This window comes from Halomonas sabkhae (genome assembly GCF_030409265.1).
Taxonomy (GTDB): Bacteria; Pseudomonadota; Gammaproteobacteria; order Pseudomonadales; family Halomonadaceae; genus Halomonas; species Halomonas halmophila.
In genome coordinates this window covers 108,018-131,766 of sequence record NZ_JAUFPM010000006.1, presented here as the reverse complement: position 1 = coordinate 131,766, position 23,749 = coordinate 108,018, and the positions used below count along the sequence as shown (strand labels likewise).

Below are 23,749 nucleotides of genomic sequence, written 5' to 3'. Positions count from 1 at the left end.
TTGACTGGAGTGTCTGGTGTGTTTTTTCTGATAGCTTTCATCTTTACCCGGGAATTCAGAAAATAGGCTATCAGGTCACTTCACTTCACTTCACTTCCCCCCCCCAACCCACTCACCCGCATCACCCTCCTCTGCGCGGCATCCATCAACTGGCCGCGGCCGGTTTCTGCTAGCGTCAGCCAGTGGCGGGCGCGGGTGATGCCGGTGTAGACCAGTTCCCGGGTGAGGATGGGGTTGGGGGCGTCGGGCAGTACCAGAGCGGCGTGGGTGAATTCCGAGCCCTGGGATTTGTGCACGGTCATGGCGAAGACGGTTTCCACGGCTTGCAGGCGTGAGGGCAGTACCCACTTGATGCGCTCGCTGCCGTCGCCGGCGGGGAAGGCGACGCGCAGCAGGTAGCCACTTTGCCCACTCGGGCTGGCGTCGGGGCGTGGCATGGCGAGGGTGATGCCGATGTCGCCGTTCATCAGGCCGAGGCCGTAGTCGTTTTTGGTTACCAGTACCGGGCGGCCGGGGTACCAGAGTTGGCGGCCGTCCTGGCTGTCGATCAGCTTCTCGCGCTCCAGCGCCTGTCGCACGCGCTCGTTCAGGCCTTCCACGCCCCAGGGGCCGCGGCGCAGGGCGCACAGTAGCTGGAACTGGCCGTGGGCGTTGAGCACGCGGCGTGCCCAGTCGTCGAAGGCGGCCTGGGGGGCGTCATCGGCGGGGCGCTCCCTGGCCATGATGGTCAGGAAGTGCGCATAGCCCACGGGCGGGACAGGTTTTGCGGCGTTTTCCTGGCGTGTCTCGTTATGGTCCTTCTGCGGGAAGCCTTGCGGGTAGCCGGTGACGGCCAGGCGCGGCAGCCACTGGGTATCATCGCTTTTCAGCTTGAGGTGCGAGAGGTCGGTATAGCCGTTGTCGAGCACGCGGTGGATGGCGGCGCGTTTCTCGCGGGCCTCACTCTCGGCGAGCGACGCGTTGATGGCGGCGGCCAGTTGGCCGATGCCGCTCTCGGCGGTGAAGCGATGGCTGACGCGCAGCATGGCGATGCTCTGGTCGAGCGGCTGGCCGTGCGTATCGAGCACCTCGTCGGGCAGGCGCTGCCCGGTGGCCTCATGCAGCCAGTCGGCGGTGGCCGGGGTGTAGTGGCCGCCTTCGGCGCGGGCGCACAGGTCGCCGAGGATCGAGCCGGCTTCCACCGAAGCGAGCTGGTCCTTGTCGCCGAGCAGGATCAGCCGCGCATGCGGCGGCAGAGCCTCGAGCAGGGCGGCCATCATCACCACGTCGACCATCGAGGCCTCGTCGACCACCAGCACGTCCAGCGGCAGCGGGTTGTGGCGGTCGTGGCGGAAGCGCCGGGTGTCGGGGCGCGAGCCGAGCAGGCGGTGGAGTGTTGCCACTTCCCTGGGCACTGCCTTTTGCAACGCCGCCGTGGCGCCTGGCTCGTCTTCCGCCGGTGGCGTGTCATCCGGCCCGGCTTGTCGAGCCAGGGCCTCGAACGGCAACCGGCCGACCTGGCCGGCAATGGATTCATTGAGCCGGGCGGCGGCCTTGCCGGTGGGCGCGGCGAGGCGGATGCGCAGGGCCTGTTCGCCGCGGCCCAGGGTGAGGCCCTGCAGCAGGGCCAGCAGGCGTACCACGGTGGTGGTCTTGCCGGTGCCGGGGCCGCCGGTGATCACCGCGAAGGGCGAGCGGGTCGCCAGGGCGCAGGCGGTCTTCTGCCAGTCGTGTTGGTCCTGCGGCGCGAAGAGGGTGTCCAGCAGCGGGCGCAGGCGCGCGGCCTCCGGGGGCTCGGTCGCTGAGTTATCAACCGCCAGACGCATGGCGATGCGGCTGTGGATATCCTGCTCGTGTTGCCAGTAGCGGCGCAGGTAGAGGCGCGGGCGTTCGGCCGTGCCGTCGAGCACCAGGGGTGTGGCGCCGGGGCCGTCGCCGACCAGTTCGGGCTGGTGCAGGGCGACGCGCCAGTCGGCGACCTCGAGCCCGGCCATCACCTGGCTGGGCAGCGGCGGTGGCTCCTCCAGGCTGTCGCCTTCGGGGGGCAGCGAGAGCGCCAGGTCCGGCGTTTCCAGGGTCAGGGCGAGATCCAGGCAGACGTGGCCGCGCCCCAGTTGGTGACTGGCCAGGGCGGCGGCCAGCAGCAGCCGGGGCGAGGCGTCGGCGACCTCGCGATACAGGAAGTCGGCGAAGGCGCGGTCCAGCGAGCGCAGCCAGCCGCGGGCCACCCAGCGTTCCAGCAGGGCGAACAGCGCCGCGGGCTCGGCCAGCGCGTTTTCGGGTGCTTGATCAAGCGTGCCCTGCGGTGCGGCGTCGAGCGGCGGATGGGAATGCGTCGGGCTCATGCGGCGGCCTCCTCGGCGGCACGGAACAGGGCATCGAGCCCTTCGATCAACTCGCGGGGCGGGCACTCGGCATGCACGCCGCGCGAGGGCGCGCGACTGCCGCGCAGGAAGATGTAGAGCGCTCCGCCCAGGTGGCGTTCGATGTCATAGCCCGGCTGGCGGGCCTTGAGCAGCCGGTGCAGGGCCAGCAGGTAGAGGCTGTACTGCACGTCGTAGCGCTTGGCGAGCACCGCCTCGGTCATGGCCTCGGGGGCGTAGGCGGCGTCATCCGCGCCTAGGTGGTTGGACTTCCAGTCGAGCACGTAATAGCGCCCCTGATGCTCGGCCACCAGGTCGATGAAGCCCTTGAGCATGCCGTTGAGCCGGTCCGGGTCGAGGGCCGGTCGGGCGTGGCCGCCCAGGGTGTGACGGCTGACCAGGGCATCCAGCTGGCGGGTGTCGACCTGATGGACCGCCAGCCAGAACTCCATTTCCACGCGGTAGCGGCTGAGCCGGTCGAGGCGCAGCGGCGTGGTGCCGCCGGCATCCGCGTCACTACCCGGCAGGGGTAGCTCGGCGCTGAGCAGCTCGGGCAGCCATGCACTGAGCGCGGGAATCTGGTGCTCCCAGCCGCGGCGCTTGGCGCGGCGGGCGATGGTCTCGTCGCGCAGCTCGGCGTCCTCGGCCACCCGGGCGAAGCCCTGTTCGCCGGCCCACTCCAGCAGGCCGTGGAGGAAGGTACCCGCCGAGGGCCCGCGGGGGAAGGCATGCAGGGCGCCTTCACCGGCCGGCCCGCCGTGGAGGGGCAGGCTGCCGCTGTCTTGGGGTTCGTCATGCACTTCCCGGGCGCTTTCCTCGCCGGGCGTGGTGGGCTCGCTGGGCAGGCTCGGTTCATCGGCGGTGTCGCTGGCCTGGCGCTGCGAGTAGCCGAGCGCCGAGTAGCTGGCGATCCACCAGTGTTCGCGAATCCTGCGGTTCGGGCTGCGGGCCGGGGCCAGCGGGGTGGTGTCCTCGCGGCTCGGCACCGGGGTGGCGTCACGCGCCGGAGCCTCGCAGACGCTGATCATGCGCGCGCCGTCGTCGGTCGAGCCGTCCGGGTGATGGGTGTCGTCCAGGGGCTCGAGGGCCGGGCGCAGGCTCTGGCCGTCCAGGGGCGCGTCGCCGCCGATCAGCCGGCCGATGGCCGAGTGCTCCAGTTGCTCCAGCGGCGCCAGGCCCAGCCAGGTGGCGTGGCGGGCGCGGGTCAGGGCGACATAGAGCTTGCGCATGTCCTCGCTGAGGCGTTCGTGGTCGGCGCGTTCGCGAATCGCCTCGTCGGCTTCCAGGGAGAGGCGCAGTCGGCCCTCGTCGTCGTGCCAGCGCAGTGGCAGGTCGTCCTTCTTGGTCTGGCGGGCGGCGGCGATGAACGGCAGGAAGACCAGCGGGTACTCGAGGCCCTTGGACTTGTGAATGGTCACCACCTGCACGAGGTCGGCGTCGCTTTCCAGGCGCAGCTTGTGGGCCTCGCTCTGCTCCTGGGGGCGGCCGATGGCTTCGCGCAGGTGGCGCAGCAGGGCGTGCTCGCCGTCCAGCTCGGTGCTGGCCTGTTGCAGCAGCTCGCCGAGGTGCAGAAGGTCGGTGAGCCGGCGCTCGCCCTCCGGCACCGTGAGCAGCCGGCCGGGTACGGCGAAGTCGGCCAGCATCTGGTGAAGCATGGGCAGTACGCCGCGTTGCCACCATTGGCGGTGGTAGTCGCGGAACTGCATGACGCGGGCTTCCCAGGCCAGTTCGTCCTGCTGGTCGCCTCCGTTGAGGGCGTCGAGTTCGGCCAGTGTGAGCCCCAGGCTGGGGCTGGCCAGGGCGGCGCGCAGGGCGCGGGCGTTGTCGGGCTCGGCGCAGGCGGCCAGCCACAGCTCGAGTTCGGCGGCGGCCTCGGTCTCGTAGACGCCTTCCTTGTCGGAGAGGTAGACGCTGCGCACGCCGCGTTGCAGCAGGGCGCGGCGGATGGCGCGGGCCTCGCTGCCGCTGTTGACCAGCACGGCGAGGTCCGAGGGCGCCAGGGGGCGGAAGCTGTCGTCCTCGCGGTGGGCGAAGCCGGTCTGCCCGGCCTGGCCTTCGTTCAGCAGCCTGGCCATCTCGCTGGCGCAGCGTTCGGCCAGCTCGTTGATGTAGGCGCCCTTGCCGATGCCGGCCTCGGCTTCCAGGTGCCACAGGCTGAGCGCCGGCTGGGGTGTGCCCTGGCGGACCAGTGCATCCTTGCGGCCCTTGGCGGCGACGGATTGAAACGGAACCGGATCTTCCTGGCCTTCGCCCTGGCCCTGGCGAAACAAAAAGGCGCCGCTTGCGAGGTTGGCTTCGGCGTGGGCGAAGACGCGATTGACGGCGCCGACCATGGCGGCGGCGGAGCGGAAGTTGGTGCCCAGGGTGACATGGCGGCCCCGGGTGTCGCGGCGGGCCTTGAGGTAGGTGTGAATATCCGCGCCGCGAAAGGCGTAGATGGCCTGCTTGGGGTCGCCGATCAGCAGTACGGCGCAGTCCTGGCGGTTGTCGGCGAGCTGGTAGACGTGGTCGAAGAGCCGGTACTGCACCGGGTCGGTGTCCTGGAATTCGTCGACCAGGGCCACCGGGAACTGCTGGCGGATGCGGGTGGCCAGGGTCTCGCCGGCCTCGCCCTGGAAGGCGGCGTCCAGATGGTGCAGCAGGTCGTTGGGGCCGAGCTCGGCGCGGCGGCGCTGGACCATGTTGCGCCGCTTGGCCATCCAGTGCACGGCATGGCTGAGCAGGTCGGCGAAGGGCTCGGGCAGGCTGTCGAGGCGTGCCTTGAGGGGCTCGGTGGCTTCCAGCGCGGGGTGCGCGAGGGGCGAGCCGTCCTTCCAGATTTCGGCCATGCCTTCCGGGGTGAGGCGCTGCCAGGCGGCGTCGGTGAGGCCGGGGTGGATGGCCTCGGGGTCGTGGGCCCAGGTGCGCAGCTTGTCGAACCAGTTGGTGCGGTTCTTGACGTTGAGTTTCTTGCCGTCGAAGGCCTTGCGGCTGGCGGCTTCCTCGATCTGCTGTTGCAGGTCGTCGATCCATTCGCGCCAGGGGGCCTTGAGTTCTTCGAGGATGCGCTCACGTTCCTGGCGGGCGTTGGCCAGGGTAGTGGCGGGCTCCGGGGCCTCGGGCAGGGCGTCGGCGTGCACGCGCAGCTGGTCCACGGCCTGGTTCAGGGCGTCCGGGGATTTCCAGTGGCGGGTGATGACGCCGAGTTCCTCGGGTTCCAGGGCGTAGTAGAAGCTGCGCCAGTAGTCGCGGGCGATCTCGAGGTTCATGGCCGATTGGTCGAGTTCCATGGCCAGGGCGAACAGGCTGCCGCTGTCGAAGGCGTGTTCGCGCAGCATGCGGTGGCACCAGGCGTGGATGGTGGAGACGGCGGCCTCGTCCATCCATTCGGCGGCCAGGCGCAGGCGGCGGGCGCAGGCCGGCCAGCTTTCCCTGGGGTAGCTATCGCGGAGGGCGAGTAGCGGGTCGGCGCTCGACGGCTCTCTGCTCGCAGTATCCACCGTTGGTTCTGTGGAGAGGTCGGCGGTGTCATTCCGGTACGGGGCTTCTTCTGGAGCAGGCCTTTCCGGAGGCGCTGTAAACCCATCCCTGGGCGCTACCGATGCCATACCTGGCATCGGACCTCCTTCAAGGCCTGCTCCAGACGCCCCTTCGAGGTTTCCGCTGGTTGTCTCCGACGCGCCTGCTCTTGATCCGCTATCAGCGTCGCCGCCTGTCTCCGCCGCGGTGGTGTCGGGTTGGAAGGCGTCGGCGGCTTCCACCAGCCGGGCGCGGATGCGTTCGCGCAGTTCCTGGGTGGCGGCGTTGGTGAAGGTCACCACGAGGATTTCCGGGGGCGTGAGGGGCCGCGGGAAGGCGTCGCTGTCGTGCTCGTCGCGTGGGCCGAGGACCAGGCGCAGGTAGAACAGGGCGATGGTGAAGGTCTTGCCGGTGCCGGCGCTGGCTTCGATCAGCCGGCTGCCGGGCAGCGGCAGGTGGATCGGGTCCAGGGTGGGGGCCTGTTCGCTCATGGCTGTTTCCCCTGCGCTGTGGTCTTGTTGCCCTTTGAGCTTGCCTTGTCGCGTTTGACCGCGTGATGCAGCGGTGCGTAGAGGGCGTCGGCCAGTTCGCCGAAGTGGCGCTCGGCGGTGCGCTGACGGGTGAGTTCATCGAAGCTGCGCCACTGGCGGGCCAGGTAGGCGTCGCGGTGGAGCTCGCCGGGGTTGTAGTCGTCGCCTTCGAAGACCTTGGCGGCGGCCTGATAGGCCTTGAGGTCGTTGTCCTCCTGGCGCTCCGGGCTGCCCAGGCAGCGATCCAGTTGGGCGATGTCGCCGCCCTGTTCGATCCAGGTGAAGGCGGCGTCGCGGGCCAGCGGCAGGGGGGCGGTCATGCCGGCCTGCCAGGCCGAGGCGATGGCGGTCAGGCGGGCGCGGGCCAGTTCCGGGTCGAGCGGGTGGAGGGTGCCGCCGCCAGCGCGCGAGCGCAGCTCGGTGGTGACCGGGCCGATGACGATCTGGGCGGCCAGGTGCTCGACCCAGGGCGTCAGCCAGTGTTTCCAGTGGTACTTGCCCTTGTTGACCAGACTGCTGGTGATCAGCTTGAGGCGGCATACGTCGCCCTGGTCGTTCTCGCGCAGTTCGTCGAGCCAGTCTTCCACGGCGAGGGGGCCGCCCGCGGCCTCGAGTTCCAGCGAGACGGGCGCCGGCAGGGCGCGGGGGTGGGGCCAGGCGGCGAGCAGTTCGGCGTATTCGCTGAACAGCCCGTCCAGCGGTTCGACCAGGTCGTCGCGCATGCGCTGGGCGAAGCCGCCCATGGCCAGCCGGCCTTCGCGTTCCAGGCGCGCCAGGGTGCTCTCGACGGCGGGCATGTGGGGCGAGCGGTCTTCCACGGCGCGGCGTCCGGCCCGGATCAGCTCGTCCTGCAGTTGCCAGTGGGTCAGGCCGTCCAGCTCGAAGGGCTCGTGGTCGGGGCTTTCGGCGCTCTCGCGCTCCAGATGGACGCCCAGCCGGGTGTTGAAGAAGGCCTTGACGGGGTCCTTGAGGAAGGCGCCGAGCTGGCCGAGGGTGAGCGGGGCGGCCTGGCTCATGGGCGGCAAGGGCTGCAAGCTGGCTGCGCTCGCACAGTTTGTGGAGCTAGTAGAGCTTGCGGGTGTAACCGTTGCGTCGCTCGCTGTGGTGCTCTGCGGTGCATGAATGGCGCGCCATTCATGGGCGTAGGTGAAGAGGGCGTTGTCGGCATCCGGCGCGGCCGTGAAATAGGCGCGGCTGAAGGGCTGCAGCGGGTGCTCGGTGGTCAGGGCGTCGAGCAGGGCCTGGCCGGGGTCTGCCTCGGCCGGCGCGGCGGCGAGCTGCCAGCCGGCGGCGATATGGTCGCGCAGCTGGCCGAGCAGTACCGAGGGCGGCCGCGGGGCGTTGTCGTGGATGCTGCGGCCGACCCAGCTGATCATCAGCCGGTCGCGGGCCGAGAGCAGCGCCTCGAGAAAGAGGTAGCGGTCGTCCTCGCGCCGTGAGCGGTCGCCGGGGCGGTAGTCGTGGCCCATCAGGTCGATGTCCAGCGGCCGCTGGGTGCGCGGGTAGTCGCCGTCGTTCATGCCCAGCAGGCAGACGTGGCGGAAGGGGATGGCGCGCATCGGCATCAGGGTGGCGATGTTCACGGCGCCGGCCAGGAAGCGTTGCGAGAGGTTGTTGTCGTCGATCTGGCCGAGCCAGTGTTCGCGCACCACCGAGAGCGGAAGGGGCTCCTGCAGGTCGGCGTCGTCGGTGGCGTCGCGCCATTCGTCGAGGATCTCCTCGAGGCGCGTCAGGGTGTTGAGGTCGGCCTCGTCGGCGGCGCTGAAGCAGTCGGCCAGCAGCTCGCGCAGGCGCTGGCACCAGGTGGCCACGTCGGTGGGCTCGGTGAGGCGCAGCCAGAGGGCTTCCAGGGTGTCGAGCAGGTCGACCAGCGGGCCGGCCAGGGCGGCTTCCAGACCGCCGATATCACCAAAGGGCTCGATGTCGTGCCAGGGGCCGTCGGCGCTTTCGTTGTCGGTACTGTCGCCCACCGCATAGCCGAGCAGCAGGCGGCGCAGGCCGAAGGCCCAGGTGTTGGCGGTGAGGCCCTCGGGCAGGTCGAGCCGGGCACGCTGGCGGGCGCTGAGCCCCCAGCGGATGCCGGCGCCCTCGATCCAGCGGCGCAGGATCGGTAGGGCCTCGGCGTCGAGGCCGAAGCGCTGGCGCAGGGCGGGCACTTCGAGCAGGTCGAGCAGCTCACCGACGCTGAGGCGCGATTCGGGGAGTTGCAGCAGGGCCTCCAGGGCGATCAGCAGCGGCTGACGGTGGCGGCTGGTCTGGTCGGACAGGGTGAACGGGATGTGCCGCGGGTCGTCCGGCGCGAGGCGGCCGAACACCGCCTGGACGGCGGCGGTGTAGGTGTCGATGTCCGGCACCATGACCAGGATGTCGCGGGGCTTGAGGCTCGGGTCGGCATCGAAGGCGGCGAGCAACTGGTCGTGCAGGATCTCCACCTCGCGCAGGGCGCTGTGGGCGACATGAAAGCGCAGGCTGGTGTCGTGGTGCGGCTCGACCGCCGGCCAGGCCTCGCGGGTCTCGGCGGGTGGTCGCAGCTCCAGAATGTCGTCCTGCAACTGCTGGAGCAGGCCGGGGTGCGCGCAGTCTTCCAGTGGTGACTCGAACAGATCGATGCGCAGCGCCTCGGCCTCGAAGCGCGCGCGATAGCTTTCCTGATCATCGAATTCGTCGAGCAGGCGCAGGTAGTCGCGGCCCTGCTTGCCCCAGGCGGCGAGCAGCGGCTGGGCGTGCAGGTGGAGCTGGGTGTCGTCGAGCTCGATGGGCATGCCGGGGCGCCGCTGCTGGCGCTTGCGGGCGGCGCGCAGCAGGTCCTTGTGCTCGATGATATCGGCCCAGTAATGCCGGCAGGGGTTGTGCACGCAGAGCACCACCTGGCTGAACCGGGCGATGGCGGCCAGGGCTTCCAGCGTCTGGCGCGGTAGCGAGGAAATGCCGAAGACGATGACGCGACGCGGCAGGCCGGGAGGACGCGCCTCTCTATCACCCTGCTGTGGGCTCTCGGCCAGTTCGCGGCAGGCCTCCAGGAAGCGGCCATGCACCACGGCGCGGCTGCTGGCCAGGCCGGCGTCGCCCAGGTGATGGGCGATGTCGTCGCGCAGGTAACGCCACAGGGCCGGCTGCCAGCGCTGGTCGTCGTCCAGCGGGCGGGCCTGGCCACGGGCGTCGATGATCTCGTCGCGGCCCTCGGCCCAGGCCGCCAACCAGTCGGCGCGATAGACCTGATACTGGTCGAACAGATCGGCCAGTCGCTCGGCGAGCTGATGACGCTTGCGCAGATCGTCGTCATCGGCCAGGAAGCGCGACAGGGGCGCGAACAGCGGGTCGTCGAGCAGCGCCGGCAGCAGGCGCATCAGGCGCCAGATCAGGCGCGGCTTGTCCAGCGGCGACTCCGCCGGCACCGCACCCTCGCCGTCGCGATGCACCAGCACACTGCGGTAGGCCTGCCACAGGAAGCGCGCCGGCAATGTGACATCCAGCGCCGCCGCCACGCCGCTGCCCCGGGGATCATCGGCGGCCAGGGCCAGCTTGAGCCACTGGCTGATGCCGTTGCTCTGCACCAGGATGGTCTCGTCCTCCAGCGGGTCGAGCGGGTGCTGGCGCATCCAGGTCACCGCCAGATCGCGCAGGTCCTCCAGGCGGTTGCCGTGCACCACCATGAAACCGGGTTGCAGGGATGCATCGGAGGAGGCGGGCATGGCGATTCCTTGGCAGCGGACAACGTGCCCTCATGGTGCCGGAAAACGCCCCAAGCATGAAGCCGGCTTACACTCCCTCGTTTGAGCGGCCCTGGCCGGCCTGCACCGAGGTCTGCGCCTTGTCCACCTTGCGGCGCTGGAATTCGTCATATTCGCGTGCTTCGCGCTGCCGCTCGATGAATTCCCGCATCAGCTCGCGGACAACCTGAGACGCTGGGCGGTGGGCGGCTTCAGCTTCCGCCATGAAGGCTTCGCGTAGCTCGGATTCAAGCTTCATGGTGAACACGGACTCTTTGCTCATCGTGACTCTCCCATAACTGGTACTGAAAAAGTATATACGATGTCATCACAAAGTTCGTTCTCCTGATGGCGACCCTTGCGTGTCGCCCGTGACGCCTTGTTGAGCAGCCGTGCCATCAGCATCGGGCTTACCGCATCCGCTAGCTCCGTCAGAGGCAGGAAGTCATGGCTCACTCCTAGGTATCACCAGGGCTAGGTGTGAGCTCTCGGTTAGTGGTTAATCCAGGGCCCTTCACCTAGCTTGGCAAGGGCCCGCTCGGCGGTCAGTCAGATGGAGACAATCGGAATTCCTAGCGAGCGAAGGTTGAGGCGCTCGATCAGTGATCGTTCTCTCTCATCCGTTTTCTCTGAATGAGCTGGAAGGGCTCTAGAGACCCGGCCGTTTTGTGCTTGTGGATGTGCATCGGCCACTTATTCGGGAAGTTAGCCAGCATCTCGTAAGACCCACGGTAGTCGAACCCATACTTGGCAGCCTCGTGTCGGTCGGCTGCGAACACCACTTCTCTGATTCCTGAATAAAGTGCGTTGAGGTAGCACATGGCACAGGGCTCACCCGATGCCAGGAGCATCGCTCCACGTAGGTGGGGGACTCCTGTGACACGACATGCATCTCGAATAGCCTCGACTTCTGCATGCGCAGTTGGATCATTATGTTCCAGGACGCGGTTGACGCCGCGCCCCAGAACCTCACCGCTGGCATCCACAACGAAGGCCGTGAATGGTATGCCGCCGCCATGGACATGCTCTGTGGAATAAGCAACAACATCCATCATGAGCTGACCAAGACGAGCGGATTGACTTGTGGGCATCAACTTCTCCAGAAGAAAATTTTCAATTGGAAGAGCAAGTAGTTTAAGGCATATGTTGACGAATGCGTCACTTATGGATCATTAAGTTACTTGCCCTTCTCTTTTGTTTATATTACATCAAGTTTATGCAAGGCTTGGGTCAGTGTCTTGCAGTTTTTCGCTGCTGGCGAGCTTCAACCAGATGACACCGGCGATGATGACTGCCAACCAGAAGGCTTGGGTCATTGTGAGCGTTTGGTCGAAGAGAGTGCTTCCGAACACGGCAGAACCTACCGCGCCGATTCCTGCCCATACTGCGTACCCAATCCCGACATCGATCGTTTTCAAGGCAACGCTTAGGGCATAGAGCGTTAGCAGAAAGAATACGATGGCAGAGACCGACCAGCTCAGTACGCTGAATGCTTCACTTCCTGCCACGCTCAGCGCATACCCGATTTCGAAGGCTCCAGCGAGTAGCAGCATGATCCATGCCCTGCCAGTGCTTGCTTGCTTTTCAGATGCTATAGTCATGATTTTTACTCTCAGAAAGGTTGATTAGTTTGCAGTTGGTAGTATTGGTAAGCTAAGGGGTTTTATGCAGCGCCACTGAGGTGAAGACCAATAACACCTCCGATAACCAGGGAAATTCCTAACAGTTTTTTTCTGCTCAGACGCTCTCCAAAGAACAACGCACCCAAGATGACAACCCCGACCCCCGCTGCAGAAGTCCAGATCGAGTAGCCAACACCAACGTCGAATTCTAGTAGAGAAAGGCTAAGGAAGAAGGTGGCAATCGCACCGCTTACCAGAGTGGCTACTGTCCACCAAAGCCTGGTGAATCCTTGCGCATTTCCTGCAGAAATTGCGACTGACGTTTCAAAAAGTACGGCAATCCCAAGGTAAATCCAGCTAATCATATGTCTTTCTCCTACATAGCTATTTGCGGGTGGTTAGTCTGATTGGTTAGTGACTCAATGCGTTTTTGACCAGTACGTTCTTATGGGAAAGGCGTGTGAGAGGGACGCTCAGACCAGGTCTCACTATCGACCTGGTCCAGGTTCTCGATTGCCTGACGCAGTTCGGACGGGTTCGGGACCCCCGTGAAGGTTTTCTGACCGACGATGATTGTCGGTACCGACGATATCTGAGCTACGTCGACTGCATGCTGCTGTGCCGCAAGCTGGCGGTCGCGATAGGTCCCCTCGACTAGGGCTTCCTGTACAGCATCCCGAGAAAGCCCTATCTCCGCTGCGAGGTCTGCCAGGACTTGGTGCTTCCCAATGTCTTTCTCCTCCTGAAAGAACGCTTTGAGCACCTGCATCGTAAAGTCGTGGCCCATGCCATGCTCTTCCGCCATGGCAAACACCTGGAAGGCCTTATCTGTCCTTGGCTGCGGGGTGATCTCTGGCAGCTTGATTGGCACGCCAAGCTGTTCCGCCATTGGATAGACTGACCGCTTCCAGATGTCGGGAAGGTACGGGTCCTCCACGCGGAGGGTGGGCACCGGATGGGGACGCAGTTCGAACGGCCGCCAGTGGATCGAGATGTCCCGATTTTTAGTCACCTCACTGATGACGTGCTCTGCGAGAAGGCAGTAGGGGCACACGTAATCGGTGTAGATTGTGAGTGTCTTCGTCATTATTCAATCCTGTGTTTGTGCATACATATTTATGGCTTTACATTGCGATCCGCTCTTTATTTGCCTGGGCTCCTTCGACGTAATAAGCCAGTGCAGACAAGAGTTTCAGCTATTTCATGGACCCCTATCCTTGGTGAAGGTAGTGATTATTTATTTGCATGTGCATGCACTTTATAGAGGACAGGGAGCTGCTCTGTCAAGATGCATGCGCATGCAAACAAATGGTTTCCTTGCTGTGCCCGACCAGCCACTCGATAGCGTGCACTGGCTCTGCTATAGGACGAGAAGCTTGGTAGGTCGGTAACTATCTGATGTTTTTATATTTTATATGGAAGTACCATAAAGGGAGAGGGGTGGTGCGGTATCACTGGGCCTGGTTGAAGCAGAGCGCAGCCTAGAGGCTCATTCTTCGGTAGGCTACTTGGACGGTATAGCGTACTATATGTATGTACACAGAAATCAAGCTTAATAGACTATGTTTATATCACTTAGGAATATCTATCTATGATCTCGCAATCTGTGCTTTGGCAGAGAGTCAAGAACGTTGTTGATAGCGTGGAAAATCAGGTCGCGAAAGCACTCCTACGGGAACATGGGATCGGTCTTACAGACTACCGCGCTCTGAAACTGCTCTCTGATGCCTCTGACTCCGAGCTGCGAATGCTGGAGCTGGCCAAGCTTTTGGGATTAAACCAGAGCTCTGTGACTCGGCTGGTGGAGCGCCTTGAGCGGGAGGGGTACACGACTCGTGATCTTTGCCCGGATGATAAGAGGGGCGTCTACACCGTACTGACTGATCGTGGCAGGGAGATGCTGAGTCGGGCGGGACAGGACTATGATGACTACCTTAAAAAGGCTCTGGACGAGGCTGGTGCTCATGTGGAGAGCAGACAGATCGTCCAATGTCTTCGCAAGATGACTCAGGACCAGTCTCCGACAGAGGTGTGAACCGCGCCGGCTTTCTCGGAGATCCGTTGGTTGGAGTCAGGCTGCCTTCTTGGCCTGACCCTATTGCGCAAAATACAGCGCTTATCGCTCGGTTGGTGGCATGTTGCCGATCTACTCCAGGAGCCACCGATATTGCACCAGTCGGCCCACTCCAGGGTAGCGAGCCACTGGCTTCTAGGTGTTGTCATGGCCACCTTCGGCGCCGCTCCTGTCTTGAACAACCCGATAACAGTCTTGGCCAGTGCGTTGTCCTATGAGTCGCCGGTACTCCTGACAGACAGTGGGGTGCCCGGCCCTGGGACTGTGAAGGCGTGGCGGCATGGTTGCCCTTGAGTGGCGTGATGACAGTTAGTGAGCCTTGCCGATCGTCGCTCGCTCGAAGGCGTCGGCTTCGTTCAACAGCCAGTCGATGAAGCTTGCTACGGCGGGCGGGGCTTCGCCGTGCGTGGGCGTCAGCAGGTCGTAGGTCATGGGTGAGGTGAGGACATGACGGTCGCCGAAGGGGCGCACGAGTACTCCGCTTTCCAGCCGGTCCCTGGCGACGGTGTGATTGGCCAGCATGATGCCACGCCCAGCGATGGCCTGATCCATGGCCAGGCCATATAGCGAATAACGACGCTGCGGCGGCGCGACTCGGTCGGCGATGCCGACGGCTTCGAGCCATGCCTGCCAGCCGGGGAAGGTGGCGCCCTGTGTCGAACACCAGCCGACTTCGAGCAGGGTATGGTGGGCCAGGTCGGCAGGTTCCAGCGGGCGGTCATTCCGCTCCAGCAAGGCTGGGGCACAGACGGGAAACAACTCGTCGCCGAACAGGCGGTGATTCATCACCTCCGGCCAGGGACCGCGGCCGTATCGGATCGCCAGGCGGGCCCCGTCGCCTTGCCAGGCCGGTATCGTCAACGACTGGCTGGCCTCCAGGGAGATGTCGATGCCGCCCACGTTGGCGTCGAAGTCCGCCAGCCGTGGCAACAGCCATAGCTGCATGAAGGATGGCGGGGCGCTGAGCGTCAGCATGGGCGAGCGGCGCGCACTTTCCTGGGCAGTCTGGACGCCGGCGGCGATGCGCTCGAGGCCGCTGTCGATGTCCTTGGCCAGTTGGCGTCCGGCCTCGTTCAGGTGCACGCCGCTGGCCTGCCGGGCGAAGAGTGATACGCCGAGCCGCGATTCCAGTTGCTTGATCTGACGGCTGACCGCACCGGGCGTTACGCCGAGCCGACCGGCGGCGTCCTTGAAGCTTTCCGTGCGCGCCGCTTCGGCAAATGCGCGTAGCGCGTTCAGGGGTAGGCGTTCGATCTTCATGAGTTGAGTTTTCCTGAGCCTTGACCTCCAGATTAATCGTTTGGCGCCGCCGCCAGCAAATGCTGAACTTGGCGCAACTCAATGATCAGGGGGCGATATGCAGAATACCAGCCAGTTGAATAATGCTATGGCAGCGAGGGGTGTCGGCTCGGCGCGCCGGAAGCTGGATATGCCGGCCAGTGCCTTGATGGTGCTGTTCTGCCTGGCGCTGGGGTTTCAGCAGGTGGCCATCAAGATGGTAGCGATGGACATCTCGCCGCTGGCGCAGATTGCCCTGCGTTCGTCACTGGCGGCGCTACTGGTGGCGGCGCTGGTCTACCGACAAGGCATTCGGATGCACGATCTGCGTGCGCATATTGGCCCGGGCATCCTGGTGGGAATGGGATTCGCCGCGGAGTTCGTGTTTGTGGCCTGGGGGCTGAACTACACGCTGGCTTCGCACATGTCGGTGTTTCTGTACACGGCGCCGGTGTTTGCGGCGTTGGGGTTGCACTTTTTGGTTCCCGGCGAGCAGTTGACGGGGCGTCAGTGGCTAGGCGTGGGGCTGGCCTTCGGCGGCATGGTGCTCGCCATAGCGCCCGCGACCGACATCGAGAACGCCGCCGACATCCTGCGGGGCGATATCCTGGGGCTGTTGGCCGGTCTGGCCTGGGCCGCCACCACCCTGGTGATACGCCGTTCTTCGCTTTCTGAAGTGCCCCCGGTCCAGACGCTGTTCTATCAGCTCGCTTTCACCGGGCTGATGTTGCTGCCCGTGACCGCACTGCTCGGCGATCTGGGTCGCATCCAGGCGACCGGCGCCGTGATCGCCAGCCTGACCTTCCAGACGCTGGTCATTTCCCTGGCGGCGCTGCTGCTGTGGTTTGCGCTGTTGCGGCGCTACTTCGCCTCGCAACTGGGGATCTTCTCGTTCCTGTCGCCGGTGTTCGGCGTACTGTTCGGCGCGCTGCTGCTCGGCGAGCCTCTAACGATCAACTTCCTTGCCGGCGGGGTGGCCCTGCTTATCGGCCTGCTGGTGGTGACGCGTTAGGTGTCCATACAGACCAGTGACCTGGGCGTGATTCAGCATCCTTGGTGTTTATTGACACTGGGAAAACCAGGCCCGTGCAGGTCAGTAGAGAGTCAGGTGCATTACCAAATAGTTTGTAAGGCCTGCTCGTGATCGATCCGAAGCAAAGATCCGGAGGCCGGCATATCAGCTAGAGTAGTGGTCGATAAGCCCAGTCGAGCCGAAGTTACGAAAAGATACTTGTTACTGCTATCGAAGATACAGCTCGTTGGGCGAAGAACAGGGAGTGTTATTTTTTGTACGATGTCACCGTTCGGGGATATTCGTGCAATGCCGGCCCCATCGAAGAGAACGCTGAGCAAAAAACCTTGCTGGTCAACCACCAGTCCATCCGGTTTCCCTTGGTTTGGGTCAATGTCGGTCAGTCTTCGCCGATAGCTGGCCTCGCCGGAAGATATGTCATATTCATAGGCGTAAATGGCACCACGTTTTGAATCCGTGACGTAGAGTGTTTTTCCATCAAGGCTCCGGTCGATGCCGTTGATGAGAGTGAAGCCAGAATCGATGGTTTTCCAGATTCCGTTGGGGTCAAGGCGATAAAGGTAGCCGGACCCTTCGCTCAGGCTTTCATCCATCAGGCCAACCCAAAGACGGCCTTCAGGGTCGAGGTAAGCGTCGTTAAGCCGGTAGCCTGTCCGAGCGTGAGGCGCCGTAGCTATTCTCTGCCTCTGCCCTGTGGTCTCATCGACTTGTTCTACATGGCAGCCAATACCAACGAGCAACTGGCCCTTATGTGTCTCAGTGACAAAGCCGAGAGGTGCAGGCAAGGCATGGGTGATATTGTGTCCTCTGGCTGGGTCGAAGATATTGAGAGAGGCTTCGAGGGTGTCTACCCACAAGAGATGGCCTCTGGATGGACTCCATACGGGGGACTCGCCGAGCGTTGCCTGGCTCGAAAACGCGACTGATGTGGCCTTCATGCGCGCGGCTCCACGTCAGGAATGGCGATCAGGGGCCAGCTTTTCGCCACCTCATGAGCCGTTGATGCGGGAGTTGCTTGCAGGTTGCGAGGATAATCAACACCCTCGGCCTCCATTGCTTTGGTGGCATGAAACTGGCCGTTTGCGGCACGCAGAACCCATCCACCTTCGATGCATGCAGTGGAAGCGAGGAATGCCACACCTGGAGCCACTTCGGAAGGACGTAGTTCGTCAGGCTCGCTATTGATGCCCCACATGCGAGTCTTGGCGACAGGGGAAACTGCATTGACGATGATATTGTCCTCTTCGCCTTCGGCCGCCAGGACATTCATGATGCCTACCACTGCACTTTTGGCCGCGGAGTAAGATGCCAACCCTTTATGCACATATTGAGGATAAAGCGCGCGACAGGATGTCGTCATGACGATACGACCATGCCCCGCTGCTTTCATCGCGGGCCATGCGGCCTGTGTGAGCCAAAGAGGGGCCTTGGCGGTGATCGCCATCATTCGGTCAAAGGAAGTTTCTTCTATCGTCTCGATGCTTTCATAGCCAACCCAGCCTGCATTATGAATGAGGGCATCGAGCCTCCCTGTTAAGGTCAATGCTTGGTCGATGAGTCCATGGCAGCCTTCGCGGGAGCTTATATTCCCGGCAACGGCTCGTGCATCCAGTCCTTCTGCCTGCAGTCGCTGAGCTGCAGTTTCCGCCACTTCGGGTGAACTTCCATTGCCGTCAATATCTGCGCCGATATCCTGCAAGAGAACCGTGGCACCGAGCTGTCCGATACAGCGTGCATAGGCGAAACCAAGCCCTCGCCCAGACCCTGTTATGAGTACCACCTGGCCTTCGAAATTGATCATTCCATACTCCGGTCTATACATGCAGGAGAAGCATGAAATGGTTATCATGATATATAAAATATTATTTATAATGCTTTATGATATTTTCTTTGTATCATGAGGTGTTAAAGCCATTGAAACACGATCGAGGGAATGGAAATGGCGCTAGATGCCAGGGCACGAATCACTTTACGCACCATGGAGCAATTCGTTGCTGTAGCGGAAGAGCTGCATTTTCATCGGGCTGCGGAAAGGTTGAATATGTCGCAACCTCCCCTCACCAGTGCGATTCGCAAGCTGGAGGAGGATATTGGTGTAACCCTGATCAAGCGTGGGAATCGCGTGCTGGGCTTGACCCCCGCAGGAAGAAAGTTCCTGGAGGAAGCGCGTGAGACCCTTCGACAGGCGCAGCAGGCCATAACGGGTACGCAGGAGGTGGCCGCAGGGCAAACAGGTCTGGTACGCCTGGGCTATGTGGGTAGCTCCCTTTATGGTCGTTTACCGGATGCCATTCGTGCATTCAGGATGCAGTATCCAAGGGTGCGCCTTGAGCTTCGTGAAGCCACCACCGCCGCTCAGGTTGCCGCAATACGTGCTGGAACGATGGATGTCGGTGTGGTGATACCGCCACTCCATAATGCTCAAGATGTTGAGCTGGATCGCTTCGACAGTGACCGGCTATGCATGGCGATACCGAGGGATCATCCTCTCGGAGAGCAGGATAGGGTCAAACTTTCTGATTTGTCGGAGGAATCGTTCATTTTATGGCCTATGCTCGAAGGGCGAGGGTTTCATCTGCAGGTGATCCGCCTGTGCGCCAACGCAGGGTTTGTGCCGAGAGTCGAACAGGAGGCGTACGGAATGCACGCCGTGCTATCCCTAGTCGCTGTCGGGTTCGGAGTTTCCGTCGTGCCAGAGAGCATGAGCGGATTCCGTGATGACCGGATCACTTATCGATCAATATCCGATTCGGGCTCCGAGTTCGACCTCTCCTTTGTGTATCGTGACCCTTCCCCTTCGGCGGCGTCCTTCGTTGGTCATGCCTCGGGAAAAGAGAGGCAGGAGACCTTCTATAGCCAGTAGTTCGGCCAATGGCGCCCTTCGCCCAGGTTGTTGAGCAGCAGCGCTACCAGCACCAGGCTCACCGAGCCGGCCAGTACCGGCATCAGCAGGAAATCATAGCCCACTGCACCGGACATCATCACCACCAGCGGATTGGCGCCTGCCGGAGGATGCACTATCCGTAGCCCCTGCATGGCGGCGATAGCCACGCCGACGCCGATCGCCATAGCCAGCGGTCCGGTGCCCAGCAGTTGCATGACGACCAGGCCGACCAGCGCCGAGACCAAGTGACCGCCGATCACATTGCGGGGCTGGGCCAGCGGTGCCCCCGGCGCGGCAAACAGCAGCACGCAACTGGCACCGAAAGGGGCCATCAGCAGTGGCACCTCGGTGAGCTGTGTCAGCCAGGCCACCAGGCCGATACCGCTGATGCCCCCCACCAGGCCGATGAGAATCTGGAAAGTGTCGGGGCGCGCCGGCAGGGTGCCGCCGCCTTTCATTTTATGGAGCATGGAGATCGTCTCATTAAATTGTGTACAGACAGGTCTGTACAGTAGTATCATAAAGGCATTGATGCAAGACTTTCCGATGAAAAGGAGGAGTTCATGGCCAAGCGCGACGACATTCTGGCTACGGCGACCCGGTTGTTCGGGGAGCATGGTTATCATGCGGTTGGCGTGGACCGAATCCGGGATGAGGCCGAAGTCTCCAAGATGACGCTTTACCACCACTTTCCCGGTAAGGAAGCGTTGGTGGAGGCAGTGCTGGAACAGCGTCATGAGCGCTTCATGACTTCCCTGAATGCAGCAGTCGAGTCGGAACGCACGGTGGAAGCGCGGCTTCGCGCGGTCTTCGACTGGCATGCGCGCTGGTTCTCCTCCGAGCACTTCCACGGCTGCATGTTCATTAAGGCGACGGAGGAGTACGCCCGGAAGCCGGTTTCCCTGCTGGCGCTTTCGCAACGCCACAAGGTAGAGGTGAAGGCATTGGTCGAGGAGATTCTCGCCGAGCAAGAGGGCACGGCTGCGCCACGGCTGGCTCGCCTAGTCCAGGTGACGCTGGATGGTCTGATCGCCAACGCCTATTTGTTCGGCCCGGACGCCGTGGATGATGCCTGGGCGGCGCTGGCGCCTCTGTTGGAGCTGGACGCTCGGCCATTGGATCGAGAAGGCGAGGCGCACTGGGCGCAGTCCTGAGGGCCTTGTTTCGCGGATGTGACGCTGCACTGTGGTCGGCAATCGAGGGCTGCCGCTCGTCTGCTGGAAACGCTATCTTGCATACGTAAATTACGGCTTCTGGAGTAACGCATGGATATCTGGCTTTGGCTCACGTACGTGGGGGTAATCGCGGCACTGATCAGCTTTCCCGGCCCGGTTGCGCTGTTGTGTGCCACGCATGGCGTACGCTTCGGCCGCCAGAATGCCTTTGCCACAGTGATGGGCGGCACCCTGGCTTCGCTGGTCATGATGGCGCTTTCTGCCGTGGGGCTGGGCGCCATATTGTCCGCGTCGGAATCGGCGTTTTTACTGCTCAAGCTGGTGGGCGGTGCGTATCTGGTCTTTCTCGGCTTGCAGGCCTGGTTAAGGGCGCCGGAAGTGGCAGCCGTCACGCCCCCTCAGGCCCCGCAGGAGGCGCGATCCAGGCTGTTGGCTGGACAGCTGTTTCGCCGCGGCTTCACGGTGGGCATCAGCAACCCGAAGGATCTGCTGTTTTTTGCCGCGCTCTTCCCCAACTTCATTACCGTGGGAGAGCCGCAACTGATGCAGTTCATGATTCTGGCGCTGACCTGGCTGGTCGTCGATATTGCCATGATGTCGGGTTATGCCGCCGTGGGGTCTCGTGTTGGCCGCTGGCTCGGTTCTAGTCGTCGCATGCGTCTGTTCAACCGGGTGACTGGAGGCTTGTTCATTTCGTCGGGTGGGGCGCTGGCCGTTTCCAGCCAGTAATCTGATGGGTCGGCCGAAGCCTTGATAGTGCGCATGCACACGCCATACTTCAATCTCGACGCACCCATCGGCGTGATCGCCGACACTCACGGCACGCTGCGCGACGAGGCGCTGGGCATGCTGGAGGGCTGCGGGCTGATCCTGCACCTGGGCGATGTGGGCAGCCGCGATCGGGATGAGGCGATCCTCGAGCGGCTGGGCGAGCTGGCGCCGGTGTATACGGTGCGCGGCAATGTCGATACCGCCGACTGGGCCGAGCGCCTGCCGTGGCATCTCGACCTGCGGGTCAACGGCTGGCGGCTGCATCTGGTGCATGATCTCGCCGACTTCGATGCGGCCACCGCCTGCGATGCGGTGCTCCACGGCCACTCTCACAAGGCGCGCAACGAATGGCGCGATGGCCGGCTGCTGTTCAATTCCGGCGGCGCCGGTCGTCGGCGCTTTTCCCTGCCGTTGACGGTCGGCAAGCTGTGGTGCGACGAGGCGGCCCTGCGCGGTGCCATCCTGCATCTGCCGGTCTAGCCGTTGGCCGTTTCCTCGACGGCTGTCCGGGCAGGCAGGGCCCGCAGCTCGAGCCTGCCGTCGGGGCCTGCCTCGAGCTCCACCGGGTCGGTGAGCACGCCCTGAAACTCGCCGTTTTGCTGCATCAGGCAACTCATCAGTAGGTCCCGGCCGTTGGCGTGGAGCCAGCGCGGGGCATAGCGGTCGCAGTCCGGGGTGCCGTCGAGGAAATGGCCTTCGGCGATGCGCCAGGGGCCGAGCGGATGGTCGGCCATCAGGTAGTGAATGCCCGAGACCGGCTCGCCCGGGTAGGTCTCGCGGTAGGCTGCCGACCAGTAGGGAGCGCTGGTGCAGAACAGGCAATACCAGCGGCCATTCTTCTCGAATACCGTGGGGACCTCGATTTCGCCGAAGCCGCCGACGAAGACAGGCGGCTCGAGGGACCAGTGATACAGGTCGGGGGAGCGCGCCAGGCCGATGGCGCCGGCGGCCAGGGTGTCGTCGGGAAGCGGCGAGCGGGCCGTGAAGAACATCAGCCAGCCGTCACCCTCCGGGTCGCGAATGACCCAGGGGTCGCGCAGCGACTCGTCCTTCCAGCGCTCGGGCAGGTGCGGCTCGTAGCACTCGGCATTGGGGCCGCGGCGCTCCAGTGCCAGGCCCTGTTTGTGCCAGTGGTGAAGGTCCGTGCTGGTGGCATGGCCGATACGCTGATGAAGGCCGTTCTCGGCGTGACTGGTGCCGGTATAGAAGAGGTGCCAGAGGTTGTCGTCGCCTTTTACCACGGAGCCCGTCCAGACGCTGCAGTCATCGAAGGCCGGCGTGGGCGAGGGCGCAAGCACCGTGCCCTGATAGCTCCAGTGGACGAGGTCCGTGCTGGTGGCGTGGCCGTGGCTGACGTGCCAGTGGCGCTGTTCCGGATCGCCCAGCGCGCGATCCGCCTGCAGGAAGAAGGCATGCCAGAGGCCCTGATCCTCGACGTACCAGCTATCCCAGATCCATTTGTCGGCCAGTTCCAGCATGTGTCGTCCCGCAGGTAACTATCGAAAAGTGCCTGATTCTAGGGCATTGGTAATGCCGGTAACCAGAGCGCCAGGGCCACCAGCGTGGCCAGCAGCACCGGTGGGGTGATCACCAGCCCCACCTTCATGTACTGCCCCCAGCCGATGCGATAGCCCTTGCCGGCCAGCACATGCAGCCACAGCAGGGTGGCGAGGCTGCCGATGGGCGTCAGCTTGGGCCCCAGGTCGTTGCCGATGACGTTGGCGTAGACCATCAGTTGCTGGGGCTGCTGTGAGACCTCGGCCTGGTCGATGGCCAGGGCGCCGATCAGGGTAGCGGGCATGTTGTTCATCAGCGAGGCGAGGATCGCCGAGGCGAAGCCGGTGCCCACGGTGGCCACCAGGTCCCCCTGCCGACTCAACCAGACCAGCACCTCGGCGGCGGCGTCGGTCAGCCAGGCATTGCCCAGGCCGTAGACCACCAGGTACATGCCCAGCGAGAACAGCACGATCTGCCAGGGGGCGTTGCGCAGCACGCTCTTCAGCGAGATGACATGCACGTGCCCGGCACTGAACCAGCGGCCGGCGATGGCCATCAGTACCAGGGCGGCGCACCCCATGATCAGCGCGAAAGGCAGCTCCCAGTGGGCGGTCAGGAAGAGGGCTGCCAGCAGGGCCAGCAGCAACGGGAAGGCAGCACGGAAGACCTGATGGTCGCGGATCGCGTCGGCGGGGGACTCGAGGCGTTCGACGTCGTAGCGGCCGGGCACCTCGCGGCGGAAGTACCAACCAAGTACCAGCAGCGTGGCCAGCAAGGCGACCAGGTCCACCGGCACCATGACCAGTGCATAGCGGCTGAAGCCGATGTCGAAGTAGTTGGCGCTGACGATGTTCACCAGGTTGGAGATGATCAGCGGCAGGCTGGTGGAGTCGGCGACGAAGCCGGTGGCGATGATGAAGGCCAGGGCCGCGCCTGGCCGGAAGTCGAGCCGCGCCAGGATGGCCACCACGATCGGCGTGAGCAGCAGGGCGGCGCCGTCGTTGGCGAAGATCGCCGCGATCATGGCACCGAGCAGGATGATCAGCGGAAACAGCAGCCGGCCCCGGCCATTGCCCCAGCGCGCGATGTGCAGGGCGGCCCAGGCGAAGAAGCCGGCCTCGTCGAGAATCAGCGAGATGATGATCAGCGCCACGAAGGTGAAGGTGGCGTCCCACACGATGTGCCACACGGTGCCCACATCGCCCCAGTCGACCACGCCCAGCAGCAGCGCCACGCCGGCGCCGCCCAGGGCGCTCCAGCCGATGCCCAGCCCGCGGGGCTGCCAGATGACCAGCACCAGCGTGGCCACGAAGATGCCGAATGCCAGCATGAAAG

Annotated in this window: 20 protein-coding genes; 6 read left to right on the top strand and 14 right to left on the bottom strand. The window is 63.9% G+C overall.

All coding sequences use genetic code 11. From position 1 onward, the window contains the following. Positions 1-80 precede the first annotated feature (80 nt). The 8 genes from recD to QWY79_RS05170 form a co-directional block, all read right to left on the bottom strand. Positions 81-2,324, bottom strand: a complete 2,244-nt coding sequence (recD, locus tag QWY79_RS05205) for an exodeoxyribonuclease V subunit alpha (protein WP_290270580.1) — start codon at positions 2,322-2,324, stop codon at positions 81-83. Beyond that, positions 2,321-6,331, bottom strand: a complete 4,011-nt coding sequence (recB, locus tag QWY79_RS05200) for an exodeoxyribonuclease V subunit beta (protein ID WP_290270578.1) — start codon at positions 6,329-6,331, stop codon at positions 2,321-2,323. The genes recD and recB overlap by 4 nt, the downstream gene beginning before the upstream one ends. Then, positions 6,328-10,062, bottom strand: coding sequence for an exodeoxyribonuclease V subunit gamma (gene recC / locus QWY79_RS05195; protein ID WP_290270576.1), 3,735 nt, complete (start codon positions 10,060-10,062; stop codon positions 6,328-6,330). The genes recB and recC overlap by 4 nt, the downstream gene beginning before the upstream one ends. A gap of 67 nt (positions 10,063-10,129) precedes the next feature. Then, positions 10,130-10,363, bottom strand: coding sequence for an antitoxin of toxin-antitoxin stability system (locus QWY79_RS05190; RefSeq protein ID WP_290270574.1), 234 nt, complete (start codon positions 10,361-10,363; stop codon positions 10,130-10,132). A gap of 316 nt (positions 10,364-10,679) precedes the next feature. Continuing rightward, the gene (locus QWY79_RS05185) at positions 10,680-11,135 is read right to left on the bottom strand and encodes a nucleoside deaminase (protein ID WP_290270572.1); all 456 of its coding nucleotides are present in this window, start codon (positions 11,133-11,135) and stop codon (positions 10,680-10,682) included. A 159-nt stretch (positions 11,136-11,294) separates the two neighbouring features. Beyond that, entirely contained in the window at positions 11,295-11,681 is a 387-nt protein-coding gene (locus tag QWY79_RS05180) for a DMT family transporter (protein ID WP_290270570.1), read from the bottom strand. Positions 11,682-11,743: 62 nt separating this feature from the next. Further along, the gene (locus QWY79_RS05175) at positions 11,744-12,067 is read right to left on the bottom strand and encodes a DMT family transporter (RefSeq protein ID WP_290270568.1); all 324 of its coding nucleotides are present in this window, start codon (positions 12,065-12,067) and stop codon (positions 11,744-11,746) included. Between the two features lie 80 nt (positions 12,068-12,147). Beyond that, on the bottom strand, positions 12,148-12,789 hold the full coding sequence (locus QWY79_RS05170; RefSeq protein ID WP_290270566.1) for a DsbA family oxidoreductase: 642 nt from the start codon (positions 12,787-12,789) through the stop codon (positions 12,148-12,150). A 504-nt stretch (positions 12,790-13,293) separates the two neighbouring features. Here QWY79_RS05170 and QWY79_RS05165 point away from each other — a divergent pair. Next, the gene (locus QWY79_RS05165) at positions 13,294-13,737 is read left to right on the top strand and encodes a MarR family winged helix-turn-helix transcriptional regulator (protein WP_290270564.1); all 444 of its coding nucleotides are present in this window, start codon (positions 13,294-13,296) and stop codon (positions 13,735-13,737) included. Between the two features lie 348 nt (positions 13,738-14,085). Here QWY79_RS05165 and QWY79_RS05160 read toward each other — a convergent pair whose 3' ends face one another. Then, positions 14,086-15,036 (bottom strand): LysR substrate-binding domain-containing protein, encoded by a 951-nt coding sequence (locus QWY79_RS05160; protein ID WP_290270562.1) that lies wholly within the window; start codon positions 15,034-15,036, stop codon positions 14,086-14,088. A gap of 169 nt (positions 15,037-15,205) precedes the next feature. Here QWY79_RS05160 and QWY79_RS05155 point away from each other — a divergent pair, with 169 nt between their 5' ends. Beyond that, complete coding sequence (locus QWY79_RS05155) at positions 15,206-16,066, top strand: DMT family transporter (protein WP_290270561.1); 861 nt, start codon at positions 15,206-15,208, stop codon at positions 16,064-16,066. 101 nt (positions 16,067-16,167) lie between these two features. On the opposite strand, the gene QWY79_RS05150 is transcribed toward QWY79_RS05155, so the two are convergent. After that, a complete protein-coding gene (locus QWY79_RS05150) occupies positions 16,168-17,025 on the bottom strand; it encodes an SMP-30/gluconolactonase/LRE family protein (RefSeq protein WP_290270559.1) in 858 nt (285 codons plus the stop codon). Next, a complete protein-coding gene (locus tag QWY79_RS05145) occupies positions 17,022-17,888 on the bottom strand; it encodes an SDR family NAD(P)-dependent oxidoreductase (RefSeq protein ID WP_290270557.1) in 867 nt (288 codons plus the stop codon). Before QWY79_RS05145 ends, QWY79_RS05150 begins: the two co-directional genes overlap by 4 nt. Positions 17,889-18,020: 132 nt before the next feature. On the opposite strand from QWY79_RS05145, the gene QWY79_RS05140 reads away from it, so the two are divergent. Next, entirely contained in the window at positions 18,021-18,950 is a 930-nt protein-coding gene (locus QWY79_RS05140) for a LysR family transcriptional regulator (RefSeq protein ID WP_290270555.1), read from the top strand. Here QWY79_RS05140 and QWY79_RS05135 read toward each other — a convergent pair. Beyond that, the gene (locus tag QWY79_RS05135; protein ID WP_290270553.1) at positions 18,938-19,441 is read right to left on the bottom strand and encodes an HPP family protein; all 504 of its coding nucleotides are present in this window, start codon (positions 19,439-19,441) and stop codon (positions 18,938-18,940) included. The two genes, QWY79_RS05140 and QWY79_RS05135, sit on opposite strands and share 13 nt — an antisense overlap. Before the next feature lie 93 nt (positions 19,442-19,534). Here QWY79_RS05135 and QWY79_RS05130 point away from each other — a divergent pair, with 93 nt between their 5' ends. From QWY79_RS05130 to QWY79_RS05120, 3 genes are all read left to right on the top strand, one after another. After that, positions 19,535-20,125: a TetR/AcrR family transcriptional regulator gene (locus QWY79_RS05130; protein WP_290270551.1), complete on the top strand. Its 591-nt coding sequence runs from the start codon at positions 19,535-19,537 to the stop codon at positions 20,123-20,125. Positions 20,126-20,236: 111 nt separating this feature from the next. Beyond that, on the top strand, positions 20,237-20,875 hold the full coding sequence (locus QWY79_RS05125) for a LysE family translocator (RefSeq protein ID WP_290270549.1): 639 nt from the start codon (positions 20,237-20,239) through the stop codon (positions 20,873-20,875). A 33-nt stretch (positions 20,876-20,908) separates the two neighbouring features. Further along, positions 20,909-21,397 carry a metallophosphoesterase family protein gene (locus QWY79_RS05120; protein ID WP_290270547.1) on the top strand — a complete coding sequence of 163 codons (489 nt, stop codon included), beginning with the start codon at positions 20,909-20,911 and terminating at the stop codon, positions 21,395-21,397. On the opposite strand, the gene QWY79_RS05115 is transcribed toward QWY79_RS05120, so the two are convergent. Together QWY79_RS05115 and QWY79_RS05110 are read right to left on the bottom strand one after the other, a co-directional pair. Further along, positions 21,394-22,395 (bottom strand): glycoside hydrolase family protein, encoded by a 1,002-nt coding sequence (locus QWY79_RS05115; RefSeq protein WP_290270545.1) that lies wholly within the window; start codon positions 22,393-22,395, stop codon positions 21,394-21,396. The genes QWY79_RS05120 and QWY79_RS05115 overlap by 4 nt on opposite strands. 38 nt (positions 22,396-22,433) lie before the next feature. Further along, complete coding sequence (locus QWY79_RS05110) at positions 22,434-23,744, bottom strand: arsenic transporter (RefSeq protein ID WP_290270543.1); 1,311 nt, start codon at positions 23,742-23,744, stop codon at positions 22,434-22,436. Positions 23,745-23,749 lie beyond the last annotated feature (5 nt).